Annotated in this window: 26 protein-coding genes; 11 read left to right on the forward strand and 15 right to left on the reverse strand. The window is 37.5% G+C overall.

What is annotated here, in order from left to right; genetic code table 11:
• Positions 1–49 precede the first annotated feature (49 nt).
• The 6 genes from MKX57_RS15540 to MKX57_RS15565 form a co-directional block, all read right to left on the reverse strand.
• On the reverse strand, positions 50–922 hold the full coding sequence (locus tag MKX57_RS15540; RefSeq protein WP_089986120.1) for a hypothetical protein: 873 nt from the start codon (positions 920–922) through the stop codon (positions 50–52).
• 173 nt (positions 923–1,095) lie between these two features.
• Positions 1,096–1,755, reverse strand: a complete 660-nt coding sequence (gene phoU / locus MKX57_RS15545; RefSeq protein WP_008178334.1) for a phosphate signaling complex protein PhoU — start codon at positions 1,753–1,755, stop codon at positions 1,096–1,098.
• A 13-nt stretch (positions 1,756–1,768) separates the two neighbouring features.
• On the reverse strand, positions 1,769–2,602 hold the full coding sequence (pstB, locus tag MKX57_RS15550) for a phosphate ABC transporter ATP-binding protein PstB (RefSeq protein WP_008178335.1): 834 nt from the start codon (positions 2,600–2,602) through the stop codon (positions 1,769–1,771).
• 12 nt (positions 2,603–2,614) lie between these two features.
• A complete protein-coding gene (pstA, locus tag MKX57_RS15555; RefSeq protein ID WP_036127097.1) occupies positions 2,615–3,493 on the reverse strand; it encodes a phosphate ABC transporter permease PstA in 879 nt (292 codons plus the stop codon).
• Positions 3,494–4,441, reverse strand: a complete 948-nt coding sequence (gene pstC / locus MKX57_RS15560; RefSeq protein ID WP_008178337.1) for a phosphate ABC transporter permease subunit PstC — start codon at positions 4,439–4,441, stop codon at positions 3,494–3,496.
• Between the two features lie 64 nt (positions 4,442–4,505).
• Positions 4,506–5,480, reverse strand: a complete 975-nt coding sequence (locus MKX57_RS15565; protein ID WP_031416968.1) for a PstS family phosphate ABC transporter substrate-binding protein — start codon at positions 5,478–5,480, stop codon at positions 4,506–4,508.
• A gap of 505 nt (positions 5,481–5,985) precedes the next feature.
• Here MKX57_RS15565 and MKX57_RS15570 point away from each other — a divergent pair.
• Complete coding sequence (locus MKX57_RS15570; protein ID WP_342550407.1) at positions 5,986–6,189, forward strand: hypothetical protein; 204 nt, start codon at positions 5,986–5,988, stop codon at positions 6,187–6,189.
• 31 nt (positions 6,190–6,220) lie between these two features.
• Here the strand turns inward: MKX57_RS15570 and MKX57_RS15575 are convergent, their stop codons facing one another.
• The 4 genes from MKX57_RS15575 to MKX57_RS15590 form a co-directional block, all read right to left on the reverse strand.
• On the reverse strand, positions 6,221–8,425 hold the full coding sequence (locus MKX57_RS15575) for a penicillin-binding protein 2 (protein WP_008178340.1): 2,205 nt from the start codon (positions 8,423–8,425) through the stop codon (positions 6,221–6,223).
• 238 nt (positions 8,426–8,663) lie between these two features.
• Complete coding sequence (locus tag MKX57_RS15580; protein ID WP_008178341.1) at positions 8,664–9,269, reverse strand: superoxide dismutase; 606 nt, start codon at positions 9,267–9,269, stop codon at positions 8,664–8,666.
• 174 nt (positions 9,270–9,443) lie between these two features.
• Positions 9,444–9,923: a DUF456 domain-containing protein gene (locus MKX57_RS15585; RefSeq protein WP_036127103.1), complete on the reverse strand. Its 480-nt coding sequence runs from the start codon at positions 9,921–9,923 to the stop codon at positions 9,444–9,446.
• Positions 9,924–9,989: 66 nt separating this feature from the next.
• Positions 9,990–11,621: a Na/Pi cotransporter family protein gene (locus MKX57_RS15590; protein ID WP_036127105.1), complete on the reverse strand. Its 1,632-nt coding sequence runs from the start codon at positions 11,619–11,621 to the stop codon at positions 9,990–9,992.
• A gap of 194 nt (positions 11,622–11,815) precedes the next feature.
• Here MKX57_RS15590 and MKX57_RS15595 point away from each other — a divergent pair, with 194 nt between their 5' ends.
• The 4 genes from MKX57_RS15595 (at position 11,816) to MKX57_RS15610 (ending at position 14,525) form a co-directional block, all read left to right on the forward strand.
• Positions 11,816–12,334: a DUF1189 family protein gene (locus MKX57_RS15595; protein ID WP_342530003.1), complete on the forward strand. Its 519-nt coding sequence runs from the start codon at positions 11,816–11,818 to the stop codon at positions 12,332–12,334.
• Positions 12,335–12,386: 52 nt separating this feature from the next.
• The gene (locus MKX57_RS15600) at positions 12,387–12,728 is read left to right on the forward strand and encodes a hypothetical protein (protein WP_008178345.1); all 342 of its coding nucleotides are present in this window, start codon (positions 12,387–12,389) and stop codon (positions 12,726–12,728) included.
• 96 nt (positions 12,729–12,824) lie between these two features.
• Positions 12,825–13,940 carry a flavodoxin-dependent (E)-4-hydroxy-3-methylbut-2-enyl-diphosphate synthase gene (ispG, locus tag MKX57_RS15605; RefSeq protein ID WP_008178346.1) on the forward strand — a complete coding sequence of 372 codons (1,116 nt, stop codon included), beginning with the start codon at positions 12,825–12,827 and terminating at the stop codon, positions 13,938–13,940.
• A 12-nt stretch (positions 13,941–13,952) separates the two neighbouring features.
• Complete coding sequence (locus tag MKX57_RS15610; protein ID WP_008178348.1) at positions 13,953–14,525, forward strand: nucleotidase; 573 nt, start codon at positions 13,953–13,955, stop codon at positions 14,523–14,525.
• A 122-nt stretch (positions 14,526–14,647) separates the two neighbouring features.
• Here MKX57_RS15610 and MKX57_RS15615 read toward each other — a convergent pair whose 3' ends face one another.
• Entirely contained in the window at positions 14,648–14,776 is a 129-nt protein-coding gene (locus tag MKX57_RS15615) for a hypothetical protein (protein WP_008178349.1), read from the reverse strand.
• Between the two features lie 197 nt (positions 14,777–14,973).
• Between MKX57_RS15615 and MKX57_RS15620 the strand changes: the two genes are divergently transcribed.
• The 6 genes from MKX57_RS15620 to MKX57_RS15645 all read left to right on the forward strand — a co-directional run bounded on the left by MKX57_RS15620 (position 14,974) and on the right by MKX57_RS15645 (position 19,470).
• On the forward strand, positions 14,974–15,465 hold the full coding sequence (locus tag MKX57_RS15620; RefSeq protein WP_239355467.1) for a hypothetical protein: 492 nt from the start codon (positions 14,974–14,976) through the stop codon (positions 15,463–15,465).
• 163 nt (positions 15,466–15,628) lie between these two features.
• The gene (locus MKX57_RS15625; RefSeq protein ID WP_083244712.1) at positions 15,629–16,012 is read left to right on the forward strand and encodes a MerR family transcriptional regulator; all 384 of its coding nucleotides are present in this window, start codon (positions 15,629–15,631) and stop codon (positions 16,010–16,012) included.
• A gap of 32 nt (positions 16,013–16,044) precedes the next feature.
• The gene (locus tag MKX57_RS15630) at positions 16,045–17,385 is read left to right on the forward strand and encodes a hemolysin family protein (protein ID WP_008178355.1); all 1,341 of its coding nucleotides are present in this window, start codon (positions 16,045–16,047) and stop codon (positions 17,383–17,385) included.
• A 97-nt stretch (positions 17,386–17,482) separates the two neighbouring features.
• The gene (locus tag MKX57_RS15635) at positions 17,483–17,887 is read left to right on the forward strand and encodes a hypothetical protein (protein ID WP_239355459.1); all 405 of its coding nucleotides are present in this window, start codon (positions 17,483–17,485) and stop codon (positions 17,885–17,887) included.
• A 129-nt stretch (positions 17,888–18,016) separates the two neighbouring features.
• The gene (locus MKX57_RS15640; protein ID WP_239355460.1) at positions 18,017–18,466 is read left to right on the forward strand and encodes a transcriptional regulator; all 450 of its coding nucleotides are present in this window, start codon (positions 18,017–18,019) and stop codon (positions 18,464–18,466) included.
• A 269-nt stretch (positions 18,467–18,735) separates the two neighbouring features.
• On the forward strand, positions 18,736–19,470 hold the full coding sequence (locus tag MKX57_RS15645) for a metallophosphoesterase (RefSeq protein WP_008178362.1): 735 nt from the start codon (positions 18,736–18,738) through the stop codon (positions 19,468–19,470).
• Between the two features lie 16 nt (positions 19,471–19,486).
• On the opposite strand, the gene cyoE is transcribed toward MKX57_RS15645, so the two are convergent.
• The 4 genes from cyoE to MKX57_RS15665 all read right to left on the reverse strand — a co-directional run bounded on the left by cyoE (position 19,487) and on the right by MKX57_RS15665 (position 22,807).
• Entirely contained in the window at positions 19,487–20,437 is a 951-nt protein-coding gene (gene cyoE / locus MKX57_RS15650; protein ID WP_036127120.1) for a heme o synthase, read from the reverse strand.
• A gap of 280 nt (positions 20,438–20,717) precedes the next feature.
• Positions 20,718–21,368 carry an esterase gene (locus tag MKX57_RS15655; RefSeq protein WP_089986123.1) on the reverse strand — a complete coding sequence of 217 codons (651 nt, stop codon included), beginning with the start codon at positions 21,366–21,368 and terminating at the stop codon, positions 20,718–20,720.
• 39 nt (positions 21,369–21,407) lie between these two features.
• On the reverse strand, positions 21,408–21,965 hold the full coding sequence (locus MKX57_RS15660; protein WP_008178366.1) for a hypothetical protein: 558 nt from the start codon (positions 21,963–21,965) through the stop codon (positions 21,408–21,410).
• Positions 21,966–22,105: 140 nt separating this feature from the next.
• Entirely contained in the window at positions 22,106–22,807 is a 702-nt protein-coding gene (locus MKX57_RS15665) for an O-linked GlcNAc transferase (RefSeq protein WP_089986124.1), read from the reverse strand.
• Positions 22,808–22,871 lie beyond the last annotated feature (64 nt).

The following is a 22,871-nucleotide window of genomic DNA, read 5'->3' on the forward strand; positions in this document are numbered from 1 at the left end:
ATCTCCAATAAAAAGGAGCTGACCTTCCGTAAAGGTTAGCCCCTTTCTGTTATTGTATTGCATCATCCGCAAAAAAAGCCTTATTGGCAAACCAAAATTGTTGTTTATTAAAATTATCTTCATGCATTGCAATGACAGAAAACTCAGCAAGGTATTTTCGTTTCATTTCCTCTAGCATCGCTTTTGCTTGCTTACTGACAAGATGCTGTCCATCTATAGGAGTGCCCTCTGTAAATATAATGACTTCCGCTTCAGAGCCAAGTTGATTTTCATGCAGTAATGATCTGACAAACTGTAGAACAGGTAAAAGCTCAGCTTCGCCTTTAGCTTTATATTCAATAAAGCTCTTAAAATCCGTTAAATTTAAATGACCATTTTCAAAGCGATAGTGAACATCGATTTGCTGACCATAAGGGATAATATATAAATCGCGATTTTCGCGATGGGCATCCATAAATAACGGTAATATCATGCTTTTACACAGCTCAGAATAAGCTTCCATCCCAGTCGTCTGCTCTAAACAAATAATCATGGGCCCAGGATCCTGTTTATAGTCATGAAAGGGTACATAAAAAATATTGCCATTCTTTGTTGTTTGCTGTTTAAGCTTTTGACGTCTCAGCTCTGACCATTTCCGTTCGTAATACAAACGCTGCTCCTTACCATTAGCCATTCTCTCAGCCTTCTCAATAGCAGGAATATTTTCCCGAATTTCATGCAGAATGTCTGCCAATTCTAGTGCAAATGCTGCCATATTTCGTAATGGTTCACTCTTAAAAAAATAGTCGATAAAATAATGTTGTTCCCTTTTGCTTAATTCCTCAAGATGTAAGTTTTCATAGAGAAATCGTAAATAATTACGTTGTTCTAGTGACAAATCTTGATCGAATTTTTCTATGAGTGATTCTATCGGGTCTTTCACGAAGCAGCACCTCCTAAGCACCACATTTTTTTGGATATTGTCTATAGTATAACCAAAAATTTTTTTTGACAATACAAAACACTCGCTATATAGACGCCACATAAAAACACAATGTTGCTGCTGCTAATCATTTTTTTCAAAAGAAAAGAAGAGCTAGCAAGTAGCTCTTCTTCCTAATTATTTAATTCATAATGCTTGCCTTTCACTAAGTAAAAAAGGTGTTCAGCGATATTAGTAGCATGATCGGCAGAACGCTCTAAATATCGGCAAATAAATGTTAGATGAGTAATTTGAGAAATATGTGCGGGGTCTTCAACGCCTGCACGTAGCAAGAGTGTAACCGTAGCTCCATATAAATCATCCACATAATCATCTAGTTCAGCGATTTCTTTAGCACGAACAGTATCTTCCTCTGTAAAGGCCTTCATGATGCTCTCTAGCATTTCTACAGTTTTATTGCACATCGTTTGTAGATTTGTCATAGGGAACACAATCGGTTCTTTTCCAATTCGAATCGCTTCTTTGGCGATATTCACCGCATAATCGCCCACTCTTTCCATATCTGCTGCTGCTTTCACAAGGACCATGAGACGACGTAAATCGGTTGCTACAGGTTGTTGTTTAGCAATCATAAGGATTACATGGTCATTTATTTCTTCTTCAAGCCGGTTTATGATTAAATCGTCTTCAAGTATTTTCAAAGCTTTTTCTAAATTCTGTTCCACTAACGCCTCAAAGGACGTTTTTAAGGCGAAAATACTGCTATTGGCAAGTGCCATAAATTGCCCCTGAACTTCTTTTAACTCCTGTTCAAAACGTTCACGTACTACCATCGATTGCTCCTCCTTAGCCGAAACGTCCTGAAATATAATCTTCCGTACGTTGATCTGATGGTGTTTGGAAGATGATATCTGTTTTATCGTATTCTACAACTTCTCCACTCAGGAAGAACGCTGTACGATCAGAGATACGTGCAGCTTGCTGCATATTATGGGTCACAATGATAATGGAATAGTCTTTTTTCAACTCTTGCACAAGCTCTTCCACTTTTAGTGTAGAAATAGGGTCTAATGCAGATGTTGGCTCATCCATTAGAATGACATCTGGTTCAATCGCTAAGCATCTTGCAATACAAATACGCTGTTGCTGACCACCAGATAAACCGTAGGCATTTTGATTTAAACGATCTTTGACCTCATCCCAAATGGCAGCCCCTCTCAGAGACTTTTCAACTATTTCATCTAAAATCTTTTTATTTTTAATGCCATGAATTCTTGGTCCGTACGCAATATTATCATAAATAGATTTTGGGAACGGATTTGGCTTTTGGAACACCATTCCTACGCGTGTTCTTAATTCCTCTACCGTATAGTTTTTATTTAAAATATTACGCTCACGGTATAAAATTTCACCAGATGTACGAACGCTAGGAACAAGCTCTACCATTCTGTTTAATGTTTTTAAATACGTAGATTTACCACAGCCAGAAGGCCCGATAATTGCCGTCACTTCATTTTCATAAATACTTAAATTAATATCTTTTAGGCCTTGATGATCACCGTACCATAAATTCAAGTTACGTGTATCATAAACAATATTTTTCGCTATATCAGCGGAAGATTTCGTCGTCGCTTGATTCAATTTGACAATTGTTTTTTCCTCTTTAAAATCCAGTACCATAAGGTCACCTCATTAATAACGTTTTTGGAATTTATTTCGAATAAAGATGGCAATAGAGTTCATCAATAGAAGAACAGTCATAAGCACTAAAATACCAGCTGCGGCCACATACTGAAATGCTTCTTGCGGACGTTTTGCCCAATCATAGATTTGCATCGGTAGGGCTGTGAATTGGCTTAGTAAACCATTCGGTAAAAATTGTAAAATAACTGGAATTCCGATGACAACAAGTGGCGCTGTCTCCCCAATGGCACGGGACATAGCCAAAATACTTCCTGTCAAAATACCAGGAATAGCGGCTGGAAGAACCACTCGTAAAATTGTTTGCCATTTTGTTGCGCCCATCCCATATGAAGCTTCACGTTGTTCATTGGGTACTGCACGAATGGCCTCCTGTGCCGCTACAATAATAACAGGTAAAATTAATAAACTCATTGTTAAGCCAGCAGCTAAAACACTTTTGCCTAGTCCCATCATGCGTACAAAAATAGTTAAACCTAGTAATCCAAAAACGATGGAAGGTACACCTGCTAGATTTGAGATATTCATACGAATAAAGTCGTTAATTCTATTTTTCTTGGCATATTCCTCTAAATAGATTGCCGTACCTACACCTAAAATAATGGATACTGGCGCTACAACTGCCATTAACCAAAGTGAACCTATTAGGGCCGCTTTGACACCTGCTTTATCTGCAAAACGTGATGCAAAATTCATTAAGAAATCAATATTTAAATAATCAATTCCTTGTGTCACAATGCGGTAAAGCAAAATAGCTAAGGTAACAAGCGCAAACGTAGTAGCTAAGAAAAATAAGGTTTTCCAAACTTTATTGAATGTAATACGCTTTGTCATTCGTTTCATGACGACTGTGTCATCCATATAGCGCATCTAGTAAACCTCCCTGAAGCGTTTCGAAATATAGTGTGCAAGTAAATTCATTACTAGCGTAAAGATGAATAGTGTAAATCCAACAGAATAGATTGAGTAGTAAATAGTTGTTCCATAACCTGCATCACCTGTTGAAACTTGTACGATGTATGCTGTCATTGTTTGGATAGAATCCGTAACATTGAGATCAAATTTCGGTGTTGATCCGCCTGCAAGCGAAACAATCATCGTTTCTCCAATTGCCCGGGAAATAGCTAATACTATAGATGCGATAATGCCGGAAAGTGCAGCAGGTAGTACTACTTTAATCGCTACCTCAAATTTTGTTGCACCTAGAGCTAAAGCCCCTTCGCGCATACTATTGGGTACCGATGACATGGCATCCTCAGATAGAGAAGTGATCATTGGTAAAATCATAATCCCTACAACAATCCCTGGGCTCAGTGCATTAAATAATTTAAGTCCAGGCACAATTTCTTGTAATAAAGGTGTGACAAACGTTAAAGCAAAGAAGCCGTAAACGATCGTCGGTACACCCGCTAAAACTTCTAAAATAGGTTTCACGGTACGTCTTGTTTTTTCACTTGCATATTCACTTAAATAGATAGCTGAAGCAATTCCAAATGGTACGGCTACTACAACTGCAATAAGTGTCACTTTTAATGTACCAGCGATTAACGGCAAAATCCCAAACAACGGTTCATTCCCTGAAAACGGTAACCACTTCGTTCCAAACAGGAAATCCGTTATCGACACACGTTTAAAGAATTCAAACGTTTCAAAAATAAGGGTGAAAACAATGCCAAATGTCGTTAAAATAGAGATAATTGCTGCAGAAAATAATAGAGCTGGCATTGCTTTTTCCACTATTTTCTTAGTTTTATGATTGCGCGAATTTGCAATTAATTGCTGCACAGATGATGTCTTATTTTCCTTTTGAGAAACCATTGGGAGCTCCTTTCAAATAAGGGAGGGAAAGAGCATACATCTCTTTCCCTCTATGCATGTCTACTTATTTTAAGCCTTCTAAAGTTTTTAAGCCTTCAGTATATTTTTCTTCAGGTAAACGAACATAGCCAACAGCTTCAGCCATATCACCTGCGTTTTCTAATGTAAATTTAATGAAATCATATGCCGCTTCATTATCTTTCATAGCACTATTTTTCACATATGTGAATAATGGGCGTGAAAGTGGCGTATATTCGCCTGCTTCAATTGTTTCATTATTTGGCTCTACACCATTTACTTTGACAATGTTTAATTTATCTTTATTTTCTAGATAGTAAGCATAACCGAAGAATCCGATAGCGTTTTTGTCACCTGATACACCTTGAACTAGCATATTATCATCCTCTGATAGTGTTGCTGAGCTTACTAGATCCGCTCCATCTAAAATGATTTCATCAAAGTAATCGTATGTGCCTGAATCAGTACCTGGTGAATAGTAAACGATTTTCTCATCTGGCCAAGATGGATCAATGTCAGACCATTTTTTCTCTTTCCCATCTTCAATCCAAATCTTTTGTAATTGTTCTACTGTTAAATCTTTCGCCCAATCATTTTCTGGATTCACGACTACTGATAAACCATCATATGCTAGAGCTAGCTCAGTATAATCAATACCAGCTTCTCCTAGTTTCGCTTTCTCTTCATCTTTTATATTACGAGATGCATTTGAAAAGTCTGTTTCACCTGCGATGAATTTTTCAAAACCACCACCTGTACCAGAAACCCCCACTGATACTTTGACATCTGGTTGTGCGCCTGCATACTCTTCAACAACTGCCTCAATAATTGGTGCAACTGTTGATGAGCCATCTCCAGCTACAGAGCCTTGTAGCTTTTCATCAGCAGCTTCTTGTCCTGAACTAGCTGGTGCGTTCGTTTCAGTATTGTTTCCATTTTGTGCAGAATCGCTACCACATGCACCTAGCATTAATGCAGAACCCATTACTGCTGTCATCGTTAAGTACTTCCACTTTTTCATCTCATTTGCCTCCGTCATGAACTGTTTTATAGTTATTTGTCTTACAATCTTTACTATAATGACTGATTGTTGAAGTCGTATAAACGGTTCGTAAAAGAGATGTAAAGGAATGTAATGCTTTGTAAACGATTGTAAAGACGCATTTACAATTAATCTTCGCTTTGTCATAGCTGTGCCCACATTTTGCATTTTTTCCTACTTACATCTGCACCCACATCCAATGAAAGCGATCAATCCATACACTTCTATGTTTGAGGGAAGCGACCTTCTGAGTGTAGAGAGGTTAGAATTTGATTCTTATTTGAAAGATGCTATAATAATCAATTGTGTCAGGAATTACTTTATCTTGATTCAGTAAAAGTTTTTGTACCAACATATAAGCTAGGTATACCCCCTTTCTACAGAAGGGAAAGATAAAGCCTTCAGAGGATGTCACAGATTTTCAACGAGAAGATATGGACATTATATTGGTAAGGCGTAATGAATGAGGAGTTTGACCTTTGTCATGAAACATGCAAACGTACAAAATGCCGATTATTTTAAAACCTATCTATCACTAATCATGGAACATCGAAAATATACACTTCAAGAGGCGATTGATTTTATGGTAGCTTCTTATTTCTATCATAATTTAGAGCTGTATGGCGTAAAACCAAGAGAGCAATTTGAATTAGCCATCCGCCAGTTATCTGTGTCCATAAAAAAATAACCGCTAGGCATCCCAATGCCTAGCGGTTTTCTTATTCTTGCTCATCCTCACCAATTTTTTCCTCTGTAATAGCTGGTAAAATTGGCTGATTCACTTTACTATCTGTTACTTTTTCAGCTTCATATTTTGCTTTTAATTCGAAGTACTTATCTAGAGAGCGTCTAGCAATAAGGTTGTTATTGACTAAATGTTGATTCATATTAGTTGTTGCCCAAGGAATAACAACTGCATAAGCAATTTCAGGGTTTTCATATGGCGCAAAGCCAACATGTGTTAAGTTAATCGTATTTGTACCAAAGTGTTCGCGCAATGGACCATAATAAACTACCTCTGCAGTACCTGTTTTCCCTGCTGCAGTAAATGGAGCATTTGAAAATTGTCCACGAGCTGTACCATATGATCCAGTATATACACGACGTAGCCCTTGTTTAACATAGTCAATCTCTTCTTTAGGATTATCTATTTGATTAAGAATAGTTGGTCCTATTTCAGTCACTAATTGTCCTAGTTGCTTGCCATCCTGTGATGGATCACGAACTTCTTTCACAACATGTGGCTGAATACGGTAGCCACCATTAGCAATTGTTGAAATATATTGTGCTAATTGTAAAGGAGTATAAGTGTCATACTGACCAATCGCTAAGTCTAGTGTTTTACCACCCATCGTTGGACCTGATGGACCACGTACCCCACCAAATTCATTCGGCAAATCAATGCCTGTTTTCACACCAAGCCCAAATTGCGCATAATTATTACGCATTCTCGGGAATGTATCATCCTTTAAACGTAATGGCATCCCATAGCTGTAAGGTGTTCTATTAATCAATAGTGCAATTTTAAACATATAGGAGTTAGAAGAGCGTTCCAGCGCCATTAAATCATTCATTGGAACATAGCCACTACGGTTAAAAATCGAACTTTTAAAATCCGTACCTGCTAATTTAATCGGTTCATCTCCCATAGAAGTGCCCATCGAGATAACGTCTTGATTGTACCCCGTAAGAACTGTTGCTGCCTTAACAGATGAACCTGCCTCATAAGCTGTCGTAAATGTTCCGTATCCGTAATCAACAATTTCACTTTTCCCTGTTTCAGGATTCTTTTCTATTTTCTTACCGACCATAGATAGGACATCCCCTGTATTAGGGTCCATCATAATTAAAAAGGCACGATCTAATAAATACGATCCAGGAAGAGCTTTTAAATTAAGCAGTTCTTCTTCTACAATTTTTTCCGTTTCAGCCTGTAGCTCACTATCCAGTGATAAAATTAAATCTTTACCAGGCTCACCTTCATAAGTTGTAATAGTATCGACTACCTGCCCTTTTTTATTGGTAATATTTTTGACAACTGTTTTTTGACCTTGTAGTAGCTCTTCATATTGCGCCTCAATATAACTTTCCCCTACTCGATCATTTCGTGAATAATCACGGGCTAAATAATAATTCAGCTTCTCTTTTGGTATCCCTTTTGTTGGGACAGTTGTACGGCCAAGAATGGATAGAGAAGATAATTTTACGCGTTTCCAATCTGTCGTTGTGTTAACTCCTGGCAGTTCCGTTAAACGCTCGGAGACACGTGCAAATTCTTCTGCAGAGACATTTTCACTTTTTATAATTTGAGGTGATAAATTATAACCAGATGTCATCTCTCTAAAGATTGCTAATACTTCTAAATCCTTCTCTGACAATTGCAAAAGTTCTTCATTCGTAATGCGTTCACGTACTAGTTTATCAACCTCTGCATTGATTTGACTTGTCGTAATATTTTCTTTTGCTCGAATTTCAGCTTCTTCTGCCTTTGTCACTTTGTCGTAGGCTGCGTCATGATTTTTAATAATCCAAAAATCTTGTTTATCACGCAACGTGACGCGTTTCGTTGGTTGTTCAATTAATTGTGCCAGCTTTTCAGCTATATTTAGCATTTCATCTGTTGTAGTCGTTTGCATTTTCGTATACGTAATCGCATTTTCCGGGTGATTATCTACTAAAATACGACCGTAACGATCATACATTCTACCCCTAGGCACACTCGTATTGACAGGGACTTCTTCTGTACTCTCTAAAAGTCGTACATACTCTTCCCCTTTCACGATTTGCATATAACCTAGTCTAAAAATCAACATTGAAAATACGATAAATATTGCAAAGAAAAGGATATTCATACGAAATGTTAAATTAGAGTGATGTTTTGCTTTAACACTCGCTGCGCGATTTTTCCCTGGTGCTTTGCGCATATGTATTCCCCTCCTTATATTTTTTCATTTCAATACACGATACTTAGTATACCATTCGTAGGTTTGACAGGAAAGCATGCACTTGACAATTATTACGGAAAACATCATTTATTTGACGGCATCTAAAGTGGAAAGGTTGCCCTTTTTGTTCTATCCATTTCTTTTGCACTTTTATCTAATAAAAAAAGGCTATGCCTTAGTGATTTCTCACCTTAGCATAGCCATCTCTATTCAATCATTATTTAGCAGCTTGGAATTTAGCTTCAACTACATCCCAGTTTACTACGTTCCAGAATCCGCCGATGTAATCTGGACGACGGTTTTGGTAGTTTAAGTAGTATGCGTGCTCCCAAACATCTAAGCCTAGAATTGGTTTTTTACCTTCCATTACTGGAGAGTCTTGGTTAGGAGTAGAAGTAACAGCAACTGAGTCACCATCCACGATTAACCATGCCCAACCTGAACCGAAGCGAGTTGTAGCAGCTTTTGCAAATTCTTCTTTGAACGCATCAAAAGAACCGAATTTCGCATCAATTGCTTTTGCAACTTCGCCAACTGGAGTATTAGAACCGCCTGGAGCGATTACTTCCCAGAATAGTGTATGGTTAGCATGTCCGCCACCGTTGTTGCGTACAGCAGTTTGTTTATCAGCTGGAAGAGCATCAAGGTTTGCGATTAAGTCGTTAATGTCTTTTTCTGCAAATTCAGTGCCTTCTACTGCTGCGTTTAAGTTTGTTACATAAGTATTGTGGTGTTTAGAATGGTGAATTTCCATTGTTTTTGCATCGATATGTGGTTCTAATGCGTCGTAAGCGTAAGTTAATTGTGGTAATTCGTAAGCCATTGTTAAGTTCCTCCCTAAAATAAGAAATATTTAGTACATCAATAGATTATCAAAATTGGTCAAACCATTCAATGAAAAATACTTCATTTAGAAGATTTCAGCCTTTTGACTGAAAAACCAATACGTTTACTATCTTACCCGGTTGTGCCATTCATTAAACCTCACATGTAAACATTAAATCGCGATAAAAAATACAATGATCATCACGATTTGAATGACAGCCTTTGCAATAGTAGAAGTTAAAAAGCCTACTAATGAGCCAATACCACTTTTCACAGCCTCACTAAATGTTCGCTTCTCTACAATTAATTCAGCGATAACTGCCCCTAAAAATGGACCAAGTAAAATCCCAGCCACAGGGATGACAAATGGGCCGATTAATAATCCAATAGTACTTCCCCACATTCCGGCATTGGAGCCGCCAAACTTTTTAATGCCAAATGCATTGGCCAATGTGTCCGCACCAAATAACAGCACTACAAATAATAGTTCAATTACCCAGAACCACCAGCTTAACTCAGCGAAGGAGAAAAATAAGCCATATAGCAGGAATCCTCCGACTAAAAATAAGACACCTGGTATAATCGGATAGACTAAACCAACAAATGAAATAATAAAGCAGGCTATTACTAAAATCCAGCCAACAACTTCCATAAAGTTTCTCTCCTTTTTCGTACATTGACTTTCATACGGACAAACAAAGTGAAAGGTTTCACTTTGTTAATGGCGAATACCTAAAATTGAATCTGCAATATTAACCGCATGGTCACCAATACGTTCCAGATTACTTACAATGTCCATATAGACAATCCCTGCCGCTCCACTACATTCATTCGTATTCAAACGTGCAATATGTTTCTGACGAAGTTTATCCTCCATATCGTCTATCAAGCTTTCAAGCTCTGTCACCTCTTGAGCTAAACTTAAGCTCGCCGTATCTAAAGCCTCTATGCTTTTACGGACAGCCTCTATAGCTAAACTAAACATGCCAATTAAATCTTGGCGTGCCGATTTACTTAAGCTCACTTCATGATGATCCTTGTATTGTAAAAGCTCTAATATATTCTCAAAGTGATCACCAATACGTTCGAAGTCTCGCACATTTGTTAATAATGTATGATGTCTGACTGAGTCTGCACGAGATAAGGGCTGCTTAGACACCATTACTAAATAATCGGTAATTTCATTATCTAGATGATTAAGGCCGGCCTCTAATTGTAAAACTGTAGGAATATGTTCGGCTTCCCCTGATTTCATATATAGAAATGTTTCTTCTAAGCCTCGTAAAGCATGCTCACCCATTCGTAATACTTCCTCTTTGGCTTGGCCAAGTGCTATCGCTGGGGAGGAATCAATAAAAGAAGGATCTAAATGCTTAGTTGTGACATTGATATGCCCATCATGTCCTGGTATCAATTTCGTAACTAATGCTGCCAATCCTGCAATAAAGGGAAGTTGAATCATCATATTAAATACATTAAATGAGCCGTGAGCAATTGCAATTTGCATACGAGGCTCTAAATGAAATAAACCACTGACCCATTGAACATATTGCATAAATGGGGTGAAAAAAATCATGAAAATAATTGTACCGATCACATTAAAAAGTACATGTGCAGCGGCTGCCCGTTTTGCATAAATAGAAGCGCCCAGTGACGCTAATACCGCCGTAATCGTCGTACCAATATTTTCACCAAATAAAATCGGTAAGGCATTGTTCAATCCGATCAAATGCTCAGCATATAAGCCTTGAAGCACACCAACTGTGGCCGTAGAGCTTTGTACAAGCAAGGTAAAAACGGTACCTAAAAATATACCTAAAATGGGTTGATTACTTAAATGAAGCGTTAGAGATGCAAAATCTGCCAGTTGATGTAGTGACTGCATACTTGCACTCATTAGCTCTAGCCCTAAAAATAAGCCACCAAAGCCAAATATAATTTGACCAATATGTTGATATGTTGCTTTTTTTAAGAAAAATAAACAGCCTGCCCCGATTGCTAATAAGGGATAAAAATAGATACCAATATTAATACCAATAATGAATGCTGTAATGGTTGTACCAATATTTGCTCCCATAATTACGCCGATTGCTTGACGTAACGTTAAAAATCCGGCACTCACTAACCCAACAGTAATGACTGTCGTTGCAGAGCTTGACTGAATGCAAATTGTTACAAATATGCCTACTAAAACTCCCATGATAGGGTTAGTTGTAAAGCGATTTAACCATTCGCGTAATCGATCATCCGCTGATTTTTGAAGCCCATCACCCATAAATTTAATGGAAAATAAAAAGACTCCTAACCCACCTAAAAACTGAAAGAGTATGCTTTGCCAATCTATTGTCAATTGTTTTCGCTCCAATTCCTACGTCTCTACTACTCTATTTCTAATCTTTAATTGATTACAAACAAAAAGTAAAGAAATCCTTTAATTTCTTTACATAATGTTAACATTTTATCATCAAGTCTCCCTTCATTCATACTTCTTTCATACCCTATGCTCTTTGAACATGTTAATATATTGTTTGGAGGAGATATAGTATGAAACACTCACAGCTATTTATCGATAGTCTCATTCATCCAAAAAAACTAGCAGCCTATCGTTTACTACCTATTGGAAAAGTTATTCAATATACTTTTCTACTCATTACCCTTCTAACTGTATTCTCTTTAGGTAGATTTGCAGCGGGTATGTCTGTTGATACGATTGATATGAACAGTTTAAATGGTTTAACTGAATACATAGATGGCATTAAATGGCTCTTATATCCGTTTACGTTCTTAATGCTTTTTGTCTTTACAACCATGCTGATTTTTGCACAAATTGCTCTCTATGCCTTAGCCGGTTTATTTATCTTAAAAGTGATGAAACGTCGTGGTGAATACCGTCATATTTGGCGGACAACAACGTTTGCCATTACGTGGGCAACATTATTGTCGATGCTAGCAGAATATTTACCGATTAACAGTACGATTATCTCTGTTTTTTCTTTATTATTGACGATCGTTCTATTAATTGTGGCCTTTACAAAATATCCAAAACAACCAATTTCAAAATAATGTGCATGAATCCCACCTCTTCTAAATATAGTGTAGAAAAGGAGGGATTTTTTTGCGGGCATTCATCTTAACAGCTATCATTATCGTCATCGCTTTTGTCGTAAAAGTAGATTTAACTGAGGGTTCGATCCCCCTTGCTGGTTTACAAACCAAAAGTACTAATGGCCAATGTGAACAGCAACGTGAGCCAAATTATATCACCGTACAAACTATTGAAGGAGATACCATTCATAGTTTATTTGCCTTACACCCTGCAAAAGTTCCTATGACATTCCCAGAACGCTTACAATTATTTTACAACTTAAACCCACACTTACAATTACAGGAATTGATTCCCGGTGGCAATATTAAGCTTCCTCTTACGTTTGAATTCGAAAACAAATGCGGAAAATGAAAAGTTAGCGTTTCTTCCTTGTCCTTATTTTCTTACACTGCTAAAATAAATGACAGTGACGGCTGAAAATAGTGGCCCGAAAAGGAGAGAAAGTTAATGAGTGAAATTTGTCACCGTACAAATACACGTCCTGTACGTGTCGGTAACTTAACAATTGGTGGTAGTAATGAATTATTCATTCAAAGTATGTGTACAACAAAAACACATGATGTAGATGCAACAGTGGCAGAAATTCTTCGACTTGAAGAAGCAGGCTGTCAAATAGTTCGTGTTGCAGTTCCAGATGAGCGTGCTGCAGATGCAATTGCCGAAATCAAAAAACGTATCCATATTCCATTAGTAGCTGATATTCATTTTGACTATAGATTAGCATTAAAAGCCATTGAAAATGGTATCGATAAAGTACGTATTAACCCAGGTAATATTGGTCGTAAAGAAAAAGTGGAGGCTGTCGTGAATGCAGCTAAAGCAAAAGGTATTCCAATTCGTATTGGTGTAAATGCTGGTTCATTAGAGCGTCATATTTTAGAAAAATACGGTTATCCAACTGCTGATGGTATGGTTGAGTCTGCTCTTCACCATATTAAAATTTTAGAAGACTTGGACTTCCACGATATTATTGTATCGATGAAGGCATCTGACGTAAACCTTGCTATTGAAGCCTATGAAAAAGCAGCTAAGGCTTTTAATTATCCGCTACATTTAGGTATTACAGAATCAGGTACACTGTTTGCTGGTACTGTAAAATCAGCGGCTGGACTTGGAGCCATCCTATCAAAAGGAATTGGTAACACATTACGTATTTCACTTTCAGCAGACCCTGTTGAGGAAATAAAAGTAGCACGTGAACTATTAAAATCCTTTGGTCTAGCTTCAAATATGGCAACACTGATCTCTTGTCCAACATGTGGACGCATTGAGATTGATTTAATTTCCATTGCGAATGAAGTAGAAGAATATATTTCTAAATTGAAGGTACCTTTAAAAGTAGCAGTATTAGGCTGTGCGGTAAACGGTCCTGGTGAAGCACGTGAAGCAGATATCGGTATTGCTGGTGCACGAGGTGAGGGCTTGTTATTCATGAAGGGGAAAACTGTTCGTAAAGTCCCTGAAGAAACAATGGTTGAAGAGTTGAAAAAAGAAATTGATAAATTAGCGGCAGAGATGGAAGAAAAGCGCGCAGCAGAAGAAGCACAAAAAGCGAATGCCTAAGGAGGTACTAGCATGAAAAAGCCCCGCTTTGGTATTGATATTGATGGGACTGTAACATGTCCAAGTACACTCATCCCACATATTAATAAACAATATAACGTAAATATTACGCTTGATGATGTTTGTGAGTATGATTTTTTATCAGCCTTTCCGCACCCTGTTGATCGTAGTGCCTTTAACACTTGGTTTAAAGAAAACGAGCCTTATATGTACGAAGTGTCGGAAGTGGCAAAAGATGCAAAAAGCATTCTAACTGCTTGGCAAAATTCTTATGAGCTCTACTATATTTCGGCACGAGGCGAAAATGTAGCAGACATTACAATGAATTGGTTTAAAACTCAGGCTATCCCCTATGATCATATCGAACTTTTAGGTAGCCATGATAAATTAGCAGTTGCTAAAAAGCATCATGTAGAGGCTTTCTTTGAGGATAAGCACGATAATGCGGTTATGCTGGCAGAGGAGCTAAAAATACCTGTCGTGTTATTTGATACGCCTTATAACCGTCTTGCTGTCCCTGACAATGTTGTAAGGGTATATAACTGGCAAGAAGCCAATCAATTTATCACCAATCATTTCAAATAATATACAGGAGAGTCGTGTTCAGATAAAGAACACGACTCTTTTATTTGCCACCAGCGGATGGTAAGGCTTGGAGCAGAAGCCGTTCAAACAAGTTCGTTTGACGATAGACCTGCTTATTTTCACTATACTTCCAGAATTCCTCGTATCCAACGCTCCACAAAGTTTTCAAAGGTAATGCCATAATTATCGTAGACGGCATGATAAACAAAATAAGTTCCTAAACGATCAAGAATTTCATCATTAATTTTCATCACAAACCGCTCCCTTTCTACTTGTTTTTCACCAAATTTTCATACTTCTATACTCCCAAATGACGAACAATCGAGTGGAGGTCGCATCGTTGCAAAACCGTCACAATCTACCGCTTTCATGCCCTTTCTTCATATTTTTCTTTTCGATAAGATAGTAGTAACAACATGCTAGACTGGAGGGACTACTTGTGAAATGGATGACAAAATTAGCTTGTATGACTTGCATCTGCGCACTACTGACCGGCTGTGGTGATCGATTATCAGAAATTAAAGATGCAGCTTCTGGCATCAACACAGCGGCAAACTCCGCGGCTAGTGCAGTAAGTCGAGATGTACATGCTATACGCGCTATAGACATTAACTATAAAGATACATCTTTCACGGTTAATGACCTATTTAAAACTATTTTACGTGACATACGCTGGGATTATGACCCGGAAAAAAATGAGCTACATGTGAGAGGCACTTGGCAACCCCCACTATTTTCTGATCAGCCATGGGATGATGAGTTGAAAGAAAAGCTTGCTGAGTCAGGCATTGTAGACGTTACATGCAAAATAATTGATGATAAAATTGATAGCTCTCAAACTACAACGATCGTTATTTTTAATAATGAAAATCTCTTACAAAAAAATGGTGAAGAAGCACTCCATCACCTATATGATACCTATTTACTGTCAACGCATTAAAAACGATTCTGCCATGATAACTGGCAGAATCGTTTTTTTATAATAAGTCTTACAATTTTGAAATATTAGGTGCTTTTATTTGAATAAAATAAAACCATCACGTTATAATCAAAGTACAACGTGATGGTTTGGAGGTGTTTGCATTGGGACAGAGAAATTAAAAATTGGCGAGCTTGCTGAAAAAACTGGCATTACAAAACGAACAATCGATTATTATACAAACATAGGCTTGTTGGTAGCAGAACGTTCTGCAACAAATTATCGCTACTATGATCCCTTCATGATTGAACGACTTCAATTCATTGAACAGCGCAAACAACAAGGGCTTTCACTCGTTGAAATCCAACATGAATTAAACATCACTCCCTATGAAGAAATTGATGTACAAATGCTTCGTTTAAAAATGCAAGATTTAGAGCATGATGTAGCTTCTCTACTAGAACAAATGAACCAGCAAGATGATAAAAAAATTGAAACTATTAAAAAGAATGTTTCGCCTGAAAGTATTGCATTAATGCAATCCTTACTTTTACTTATTCATAATTAGGAGGTGACGTTCTGTTTTTACAGAACGACTATTTGGATACCATAATAAACTTATCGATTTTTACCATTTTATTAGCTTTAACAGGTTTTTTCGTGGCAACAGAGTTTGCGATTGTAAAGGTTCGTTCCTCAAGACTTGATCAACTTATTGCAGAGGGAAATACAAAAGCCATTGCTGCTAAGCAAGTGGTCAGTCATTTAGATGAATATTTATCTGCCTGTCAATTAGGGATTACAGTAACAGCTCTTGGTATCGGTATGGTTGGTGAAAAAACTTTTGAATTTATGCTACACCCACTATTCGAAATGATCGGAATTTCAGATAAATATATGACGATCTTTACCATTGGTACAGCCTTTGCTATCGCTACATTCTTACATGTTGTTGTCGGCGAACTAGCCCCAAAAACAGCAGCTATTCAAAAAGCGGAAACGATTACTCTACTTTTCGCAAAGCCGATTATGTTCTTCTACAAAATCATGTACCCATTTATTTGGTTCTTGAACGGCTCTGCACGCGTTTTGATTGGTTTTTTCGGTATGAAGCCTGCAAGTGAGCATGAGCTTTCTCATACGGAGGAAGAACTGCGACTATTACTGTCTGAAAGCTTTAAAAGTGGTGAAATCAATAAAACAGAGCTTAAATATGTAAATAACGTCTTTGAGTTTGACGAACGTATTGCTCGTGAAATCATGGTTCCTCGAACAGAAATTGTAGGGATTGAACGAAATGACTCGTTTACAACTATCATCCATCATTTTGCCGCTGAAAAATATACGCGTTACCCTATTTATGATGGCGACCGCGATAATATTTTAGGGTTTATCAATGCAAAGGAATTGTTTACACACGGTTTACTTGAGAAGCTTACAGACGAGACATTAGTCATCGAAGATTTCATTAATCCAGTTATTCGTGTTATTGAAACTATCCCTGTTCAAGAATTACTTGTACGAATGCAAAAAGAACGTATTCATATGGCCATTTTAATGGATGAATATGGTGGGACATCAGGTCTCGTAACCGTTGAAGATATTTTAGAAGAAATTGTTGGTGAAATTCGTGATGAATTTGACGATGATGAAATTGCAGATATTCGAAAAATCACAGAAAACCATTATATATTAAATGCAAAGATGCTTGTTGAAGATGTAGAAAATTTACTAAATATAACATTAGAAGCCGAGGAAGTGGAAACATTAGGTGGTTGGTTCTTATCCGTGAATAATGGGATAAAAGCATCCGCAAATATTGAGCTTGGCTCCTATGTCTTCAGTATTTATGAACAACAAGGACATCAGATACATTATATCGAGGTTCGACCTCTACGAATTAGTGCACCGGCGTCCCTCATTACAAAGGTACAGCCCTAACCTTATTATTTTGAAACCATTTTCGTTATTCCATTATTAGCCATTTCAAGCTATAATGAGAGTAGGAATATGATTCTAGTTTCAGGGGGCTATACACATGACATTATTTAAACTATATCATTCAGATGGTATACACATTATTTCCGACGTAAAAAAACATAAAACAAATATTGAATTAAAAACAATTACAGGCGAAGTATTATATATTATCGTCGTAACAGATGAAAACTACACAGTGTACGACGATCGTTTTGCAGGTGCCTCTAAGCAGTTAAATTCTGTAGAAGCATTTGATATAGATGGCAGTTTCCGTAGCCTAGATTTCGATAATATGCGCGCTTTATTTAAAGAAGCTTTTACAAAGTTATTACAACAAATCGCTGAGTGCGTTCAAAGTAAAGATGAGCTAGTCGATATTGACACACTCCGTCATAAAGTAAGTGCCCAAATAAAAGGCATCCATTTCCGTGTCATTTCTGATACGAAAAAATATGAAATTTAACCTCTCACAGACTGTTCATTTTGGACAGTCTGTTTTCTTTTCACCTCCCTTCCCAGCTAAAACAAAAACATGCTTCTTAACTTTCATGTATAATGGGACTTAATGATCTGAAAAAAAGGGGTGTTTAGAATGAATCGTGAACAATTAATCACACTCATTTCAGAAAAACTGAAATTAATCCGTACTGAAAAAGCTTTTACCCAGGATCAAATGAGTGATTTACTTGGATTATCTAAAAAAACACTTGTCCAAATTGAAAAGGGGCGTATTCTAGCGGGATGGACAACTACTGTTGCCGTCTGTACTTTGTGTCGTGACAGTACTATTTTGCAACACGAGCTAGGCGGTGAACCATTAGAGGTGGTGGATTTGATTGCGAATAATGGAACATTGCAGCCTAAAGATAAAACAATGGGTGGATACATATGGTGGAAAAATATACATGAGCATGGAGGGTTCCGACTTCAGCAAAATATCATTAGCCTTCATTTCCGTATTTTAGACGACAACAATTTTCGTCTAATCTCAACATTTGATGAACAAGTAGCTAAACAAGCATGGAAAAAGCTACAGATGTAACCCTCCGCCATCTACTAGACCTCCTCCTAATGGTAGAAGCAGTATTCCTGCTTCTACTGTTGTTAGTTGTTTGCCCTCCTCCCCCACTTACATCAACACACTCTAGACAAATATATAAAGAAAAGAAATTACTTGTCATATGATAAAGAGAATGGATTCTGTGAAATTTCTATAAAGGATAGATAGTTGAAGTTAGGAAAGTCGAAATTTGCAGAAATATTTTCTATACTTAATAGTAACCGCTGTGATATTGGAAAGGATGCGCATAAATGAATCGAATTCTAGCAATAAGTGATATACACGGAGAATTAGCGCTTTTTGAAGAACTATTACTAAAAGCAAACTATAATCCAGATGAAGATCAACTTTTTTTACTCGGTGATTACATCGACAGAGGTCCAGCTTCAAGCGGTGTGTTAAATTTAGTGAGCGAATTACAAGGAAAAGGAGCACGAGTTCTCCTCGGCAACCATGAAGCCATCATGCTCAATGCATGCCGTTCTGGCCTTGCTAAACCATGGAACCATTGGGTAGGACTTTGTGGGGGGGATGCAACATTAGCAAGCTACGGCTACCAGCTGAACGATTTCGAGGATGCTATTGCTAGCCATACATTGCCTAGCTTTATTAAAACGTTGCCAAAGCTAGAAGAGCATTTACAATTAATTGAAAACTTCGAAACATACATTGAATTAGAGGATGCTATATTTGTACATGGTGGAGTTATACCAGGCGTTGCGATGTCAGAAACAGACCCCATGCAATTACTATGGATCCGAGAAGAATTTCATGCAGGCTATCAAGGAGATAAAACCGTTATCTTTGGACATACACCTACGTATAGACTTCACCATAACCCAACTGATTACAGTGTCTACTTTGGTGAAAACAATATTATCGGTATTGATGGTGGTGCTGTATTTGGTGGACAATTACACGCATTCGAATGGCCAAGTCGTCAAATATTCTCAGTCGAACATAAAAAACCAACAAGTAACGATTAACTTGTTGGTTTTTCTATTAATATAACTTGAAGATAACACCTACTAAAGAGTACACAATAACTGTTGTGAATAATATGGTCATATGGAATAGTGAGAAAACAAACATTTTAGTAGCCCACTTCACTTGATCTTTATTACTATGATAGCCATATATACTCATTACTAGCCATGCAATACTTAATAGTAATGCGACAAGCATAATTCCCACACTTAAGGAACCAAATAAAAAGCTTGATAGAATTAATAAAATTAAATAGAAATTTGTTTGATAATACGTACGGCGCATACCTTTAACAACAGGAAGCATTGGCACACTTGCCGCTTCATAATCTACACGTTTGCGGATTGCAATGGCATAAAAATGCGGCATTTGCCAAATAACCATCACAAAAAATAAACCAAGTATTGCAGGATGTGTAATATCTGTCGATACGGCAGACCAGCCAATTAATGGCGGTACTGCACCACTTATACTACCAATTTCTGTATTATAAATCGTACGACGTTTTGTCCACATTGTGTAAGGGACTACATATAAAAATACTCCTAGTAAACCAAATGCCGCTGCTAATGGTGACGCAAGCGCCAAGACGGCTAATCCGATAATTAACATAGCTATCGCTAATGATAGAGTCGATTTTGCTGACATTTCCCCAGTGACGGTCGGTCTGCTTTGTGTACGAGGCATAATCGCATCGATATCACGGTCATACACATTATTAAAGGCCCCTGCTGCTCCAATGACAAGGGCAGAACCAACTGTTGAAAAAATCATTTCTGGTATATTGTCTATAAACGTCATTTTATTTTTGTACATCCCTAGCGTTAAACCAGCCCACATTGGTATTAAATTAGATTTGATAATTCCTGTTTTGACTGTTTGCGCTAAAATAGTAGAGCGAGACGATTTCCCTCGTGTTGTTCCGGAGGATTGCGGTTTATGCTCCGAGTTCAGATTTTGTTCCATTCATCTTAATTCCTTTTCTCCATAATTTCTGCACGCCACAATCGATAGAAAGCGACAAAATTTGCATCTAGCACATCAAATTATTATTTTACCCCTTTTAGTTCTGTTCTGTCTCTAAGTTCACATAAAGTACATGTTTTTATCTAGTAAAGTACGCTCATTCACAACATCTTCTATGATACCACCGACTGACATGAATTTGAACCTTCTTGCTCGATTCTTATCATTACTATTCAAGAAAAGTAAAAAGCCGAGGCGAATTTTGCCTCGGCTTCTATTATTAAAGATCTCCCTGAAGTTGCTGGGCCAAAAATGCCACTAAATCACGCATATTATCTGGTGTTACCCCATGTCCATCTGGATATTGCTTAAATGTCACAGTAGCCCCAAATTGTTCAAAAACCTCTTTGCTTTCCATTCCCCATTGTGATGGAATAACATAATCATAATCACCATGAGAAATAAAGGCTTGTAAATGTTCAACAGAGCGAATAGAATATTCCTCTGTTACAAATTTAGGTGTATAGCCGCTTAATGCGACAATGCCCGTCACTAAATTCCCCATTACAAAGGCCAGTGATTGTGCTAGTACGGCTCCCTGGCTAAAGCCTAATAAAAATACTTTATGGGGATCAACTTGATATTCGTCAATTGCCTCTAATATAAATCGTTGTAAAGCCACTAATACTTTATCGAAGATAGCACGATCCGGTTGCCCTACCTCTTGAATAGTGAAGAAAGCATAACCTGGTTTTTGTGTAATGGGTCCACGCAAACTAAATATATGACATTGTTCTTGAAAGTCCTGTACTAATTGTGGTAAGTCGTCTTCATTACTTCCCATACCATGCAATAAAAAAATAGCAGGGTATTTTTTTGTAGTGTCCATATTAGTAGGTGGTGTATGTTTAAAAGTAAATGGTGTATTCATGTCTTCAAATTCCTTTCACAGTCAATCTTTGTAACAAAGCTATAGTAATTTTGTTTTATTGATTAATCCATCTGTATGGTAAGCAATATACCCATTGACAACACGAATGGTCTCTAGTGGATCTGCGTCAAAAAGTATTTGTGATTGCTCAGGTGTGGACACCAGAACCGTTAATAAATCCATACGCATAGAATGCCCCGCAGAGCTATATGCATAGTCGTAGATGATCGCTTCCTCTGTCATGCCTTCTGTCTCATATTGTTGATGGAACAATTCCTTTACAGTATCCATTTGCTCTGCTACTTGTTGTCGGATACGCATCTGATGCATCAATAATTCCTCTTCTAAAGTTGAGGGCTTTACCCATTTTTTAGCGTTTAGCATGTTCAGGAATTCTTGTTCCCATGCCTGTTCATTCTCAGTAAAGTAGAGCATATTAATCATTAGCATATCCCAGAAATCAACAGCCGAAGTTGCTGAATTTCGTTGCATTGCTATAGTTTCTTTAAAATGTTCTTCTACCTTAGTAATATTCATATTGCGAACTAAATGATTACATACGTTTTCAATAAACTTATTTGCCACTTCTTGTGCCATAAAAAATCCGTCCTTTATATCTACAAATCATTTTTTTCTATCTTATCATACCATGATTGTGAAATATGGCAACGAAGCCCTCTCTATAGACATTTCACAAAAGGATGTCTCCCTTTGTAAAGGAAGACATCCTGAATGAATTACGAGAAAACATAGCTATCCATAGTATCCAACGTATTTTGAATAGCATCTTTCAATGATCGTTGATGTTCACCACAGGAAACTACTGCCTCTTCCAAAGCGATTGCAGCATTCGCCATAAACGGTGCCATTTGCAAATCCTTGGCTAATTGAATAAGAACTAATGCCTTATTCCATTTCCAACGAGGGTTAGTTGGATCTAAATTGATCGCCTGCTCCAAATAACCAAGCGCATCAAAAGGCATCCAGCCAAAGCGATGCATTGTCTGGCCCGTCATTCCCCAGTAGACGGCCTTATTTGGATTTTCCTTAACGGCTTGTTGAAAGCAATGGACACTTTCATTGTATTGATGGGCGAATAAAAACAGCTCTCCTTGAGTAAAGAAGGATTGGGCTTTTTCATTACCTGTTCCTGTCTTTGCTACCTCTTCTAATTGCTTTATATTCATTGCAAATGCTTCTTCATCTTTGATCGCACGTATTCCTACAACCGCATCGGATTCTGGATAGCTTTCGTCCGCACGTTCTGCATGTTGTATTTCTCCATAAAGAGTCGGCTTTGGATAATGAGCGAAATCATACTCTTCTAATAATATTATATATTTTTGCGCAAGGGCTAGTTCCTCTTCATTTGTCACCATTTTTGCAGCTTCATAGCATTTCATTAGCTCGCCATTGTAAAAAAAATCATCCATTGACATTTAAAAATCCCTCCAGTGTATAGCTATTCAGTCTTTTTAGTATACACTACAACATAAAAAGAGA

Origin of the sequence: Lysinibacillus sp. FSL M8-0216, from assembly GCF_038595555.1 — a bacterium.
GTDB lineage: Bacteria > Bacillota > Bacilli > Bacillales_A > Planococcaceae > Lysinibacillus > Lysinibacillus fusiformis.